Below are 3773 nucleotides of genomic sequence, written 5' to 3' on the forward strand. Positions count from 1 at the left end.
CGGTCAGGCCGAGCTCCGCGAAGGCCGCGATGGTCTGCGGGGTCATCATCTCGGCGTGCTCGACGCGGTGCCGGGCGGCCCGGATCCGGTCCGGCCCCACCTTCGCGGCGGCCGCGCGGACGCCCTCGACCACGGCGGCGACGGCGGCGTCCCCGATGGCGTGGAACCCGGCCTGCAGGCCGGCCCCGGTGCAGGCGGCGACGTGCTCGGCGACCTCGGCCGCGTCCAGGTAGCCGGTGCCGGTGTGCGGGGCGTCCGCGTACGGGGCGTGCAGGCAGGCGGTGTGCGAGCCGAGGGCGCCGTCCACGAACAGGTCGCCGGCCGCGCCGACCGCGCCGAGCTCCTTCGCCAGGGCGAGGTCCCGGTCCGCCCAGTAGCCGTGGACGCGCGGCCCGGGGTGCTCCGCGGCCAGGGCCAGCAGGCCGGCGAAGTCCTCGGCGGAGGAGATGTCGGGCCCGCCGCACTCGTGCACCGAGCCGATGCCGAGGGAGGCCGCCCGGTCCAGGGCCGCCCGCTGCGCCTCGGCGCGCTGGGCGGGGGTGAGGGCGGCGAGCGCGGCACGGCGGACGGCGTGGTGGTCGTCCTTGGTGAGCGGCACGTCGTCGCCGTGCGGGTGCACCTGGGGGACGAGGTCCAGCAGGGCCGTGGTGACCACCGCGGAGTGGACGTCGACGCGGCTCAGGTAGAGCGGCCGGCCCCCGGTGGCCTCGTCGAGCTCGGAGCGGCGCGGCGCGCGGCGCTCGGGCCAGCGGGCGGCGTCCCAGCCGTGGCCGAGGAGCACCCGGTCGGCGGGCCGCCGGGCGGCGTACGCGCGGACCAGGCCGAGGGCCTCGGAGAGGGAGCGGGCGCCGGTCAGGTCGAGGCCGGTGAGGGCGAGGCCGGTGGAGGTGGTGTGGACGTGGGCGTCGGTGAAGGCGGGCGTGACGAGCGCCCCGCCGAGGTCGACGACCTCGTCCACGCCCTGCGCGAAGGCGTCGGCGGCGCCCTCGGAGCCGACCCAGGCGACGTGGCCGCGCTCGACGACCATCGCCGTGGCGAAGGGGTCGGCGGGGCTGTGCACCTCGCCTCCGCGGAGGAGGACGGTTCGGGAGGGTGCGGTGGCTCCGGCGGCTTCGGCGGAGGGGGTGCGGTCGGTCATGGGGACCAGTCTCGCCCCTCCGCCGACCGCGGTTTTCCCGGGGTGGGGTGGGTGGGGGCGGGGCTGAAAGGTGCTAGACCCTGGGTGGGCGGGCTTCGTAGGGGGTGCTGAGGACGACCGTGGTGCGGGTGGAGACGTGGGCCAGGGCTCGGAGGCGGCCCAGGAGGTCCTCCAGTTCCAGCGGGGTGGCCACCCGGACCTTGAGGATGTAGTTCTCGTCGCCCGCGACGCTGTGGCAGGCCTCGATCTCGGGCACGCCGGCCAGCCGGTCCGCGATGTCGTCCGGCGCGCTCGGGTCGAACGGCTTGACCGAGATGAAGGCCGTCAGCGGGAGCCCCACGGCCTCGGGGTCCACGACGGCCGCGTACCCGCGGATGACGCCGCGCTGCTCCAGCCTGCGTACTCGCTGGTGGACCGCCGACGTGGACAGCCCCGTGGCCTTGCCCAGGTCCGTGTAGCTCATCCGCCCGTCCCGCACGAGCAGATCCACGATCTGGCGGTCCAGCTCCTCCATTGCGCTCATAGCCGCACAACCTATTGCCCCGAGCGGCTTCCGGCACAGCGGTGTCCACGGAGAAGTGGCACCTGCGGCGGGCATGTGACCAAAGCCACAGGCATGTACGGGCGTACATCCCGCTCTGGTGGTTACTCGTGCCGCGCGGCGGGAAGTGCTTGGTGTGGCCGTGGCCGAAGTACCTGCCCGCCCGGCCCACCCAAGGGGGAGTACATCCATGCTGAACACCAAGCGCGCCGGTCGCACCGAACCGGAGCCCCTGGAATCCGTCGAGACCGGCTACGCGGACGACGGGGAGTACCTCGAACCCGGCGACGCCGAGGACTTCGAGGTCCGCCACGCCGTCTGCCCGGACTGCGGGCAGTCGATCGCCCTCGTCGCGGACGAGGAGCACCTGCCGCAGCACGCGCTGTGCCTGACCCCGTGGAACCCGTTCGGGCTCACGGTGTGCGCCGGCACCGGCCGCCCGGTCTCCGACGCGCTGCCGACGCTGGGCGCGCTCCTGCCGGAGCAGCAGGATCTGGACGCCATCGTGCACCTCGACCTGCCGCAGGGCCTGGACTGGCGGACGCAGCCGTTCTCGCACGTCGGCGGGCCGGGCTCGCGCCCCGTGCGGCCGGAGGCGGCCGCGCTGCCGAGCAGGAGCCAGCACGCGCAGGCCGCCTGATCCGCGGCTACCAGTAGGTGCCCTGCACCATGCCGGCCAGGCTGGCGTGGTGCAGGATCAGCCCGTCGGGGTCGGCGGGGACCTCCACCTCGCCGAAGTAGGCCTGCCGGTAGGCGATGCGCAGCATGACGATCCCGTGCCGCAGGGCCGCGTACAGGGTGTGGGAACTCCATGTCCCTCGGGGTGTGCCCGGTGAGCTCCGCGTAGCGGCGTTCCAGGTCCTCGCGGCGCAGGAAGTCCGGCAGGCCCGGCTGGCCGAAGCTCACGGTCAGGTCCTGGAAGAAGCGGTGCAGGTAGACGGTCCAGCCGAGGTCGACCTCGCGCGGGGCGTAGGCCGCCATCTCCCAGTCGAGGACGGCCGCCGGCCGGAAGCCGTCGTAGATGACGTTGCCGATGCGGGCGTCGCCCCAGTTGAGGACCGGTTCGCCCTCGTCGGCGGGCCAGAGTTCCTCCAGCCGGTCGAAGGCCCGCTCCAGCAGGGGCGAGCGCGCCAGGCCGGACACCACCCACTCGTAGTAGGCGCGCTGCGCGTCGACGTGCCGGCGCAGCGGGCTGCCCTCGCCGGCCGGGAGCAGGAACTCCGCGTCCTTCGCGGGGAACTGGTCGTGCAGCCGGGCGAGGAGGGAGATGCTCGCCTCCTGGAGTTCGGCGCGTTCGGCGTCGGTGGCGGAGTGCAGCCAGTTCCCCTCGTAGGTGTAGGGCATGACGTCGGGCGGTACGCGGCCCTCGGCGCGGGCCATCACGAAGAACGGCGCCCCGAGCGGGGCCGGGTCCTCCTCCAGCCAGAGCACGCGCGGGACGGGCAGGTCGGTGTGCTCGGCGACCAGGCTCATCACGCGGTGCTGGCGGGGCATGTCGTAGGTGGGGAAGACGGTGTAGGCGGCCGGGTCGGCGGCCAGGCGCAGGGCGCAGGCGCGGACGGGTGCGTCGGGGTGCTCGATGTCGAAGAGCAGGGTCTCGCTGGACATGCCGTTGGAGCCGGGGACGGTGGTGTTGACGACCTTCGCGCCGGGGAGCCGGCCGTCGAGCCAGGCCGCGAGGCGGCGGCCGAGTTCCTCGGGCTCTCGGGTGGAGGTGCGGGGGCGGGGTGCCGTGGCCATGGCCGGTCCTTCCTGTCTCGGGGGGGTGGGTCAGGGAGCGACGGAGGAGTAGTCGGCGAAACCGCTGGGGTCGTGGCGGCCGAAGCTGCCGTGTTCGAAGATCCCGAAGCCGGTGCGCCCGTCGAGGGTGAAGCGGGCGGAGTGGTCGGTGACGCCGAAGGCGGCCATGGGGTGGGCGGCCGGGTCGGAGAGGTCGTAGGTGCGGCGGTCGGTCCAGCCGCGGCCCTGCCAGGTGCCGTGCTGCCAGTCGGCGGCGGGCGGGTAGCCGGCGCCGACGGCGAGCGGGGAGGAGTTGAGGATCTCGACGCCGAGTTCGAGGGGTTTGCGGGAGGGGTCGGCGAGGTGGACGACGGC

Annotated in this window: 3 protein-coding genes and 2 pseudogenes; 1 reads left to right on the top strand and 4 read right to left on the bottom strand. The window is 74.5% G+C overall.

Annotation, left to right across the window (positions count from 1 at the left end; genetic code table 11):
• Both SSNG_RS06100 and SSNG_RS06105 read right to left on the bottom strand, forming a co-directional pair.
• The coding region (locus tag SSNG_RS06100; protein ID WP_007262930.1) for an amidohydrolase family protein at positions 1-1138 on the bottom strand (1138 nt) is incomplete at its 3' end.
• A gap of 73 nt (positions 1139-1211) precedes the next feature.
• Complete coding sequence (locus tag SSNG_RS06105; protein ID WP_030011705.1) at positions 1212-1652, bottom strand: Lrp/AsnC family transcriptional regulator; 441 nt, start codon at positions 1650-1652, stop codon at positions 1212-1214.
• Between the two features lie 217 nt (positions 1653-1869).
• Between SSNG_RS06105 and SSNG_RS06110 the strand changes: the two genes are divergently transcribed.
• Complete coding sequence (locus SSNG_RS06110; protein WP_007262932.1) at positions 1870-2319, top strand: hypothetical protein; 450 nt, start codon at positions 1870-1872, stop codon at positions 2317-2319.
• A gap of 7 nt (positions 2320-2326) precedes the next feature.
• On the opposite strand, the pseudogene SSNG_RS06115 reads toward SSNG_RS06110, so the two are convergent.
• Together SSNG_RS06115 and SSNG_RS06120 are read right to left on the bottom strand one after the other, a co-directional pair.
• Positions 2327-3419 (bottom strand): annotated as a pseudogene (locus tag SSNG_RS06115) (phosphotransferase family protein).
• A 30-nt stretch (positions 3420-3449) separates the two neighbouring features.
• Positions 3450-3773, bottom strand: a pseudogene (locus SSNG_RS06120) (hypothetical protein); the annotation flags it as partial.

It is taken from the genome of Streptomyces sp. C (assembly GCF_000158895.1).
Taxonomy (GTDB): Bacteria; Actinomycetota; Actinomycetes; order Streptomycetales; family Streptomycetaceae; genus Streptomyces; species Streptomyces racemochromogenes.

Bases quoted from the DNA above. Each gene is read 5' to 3' on its own strand.
- SSNG_RS06105 (WP_030011705.1), bottom strand. From the start codon at position 1,652: ATGGAGGAGCTGGACCGCCAGATCGTGGATCTGCTCGTGCGGGACGGG.
- SSNG_RS06110 (WP_007262932.1), top strand. From the start codon at position 1,870: ATGCTGAACACCAAGCGCGCCGGTCGCACCGAACCGGAGCCCCTGGAA.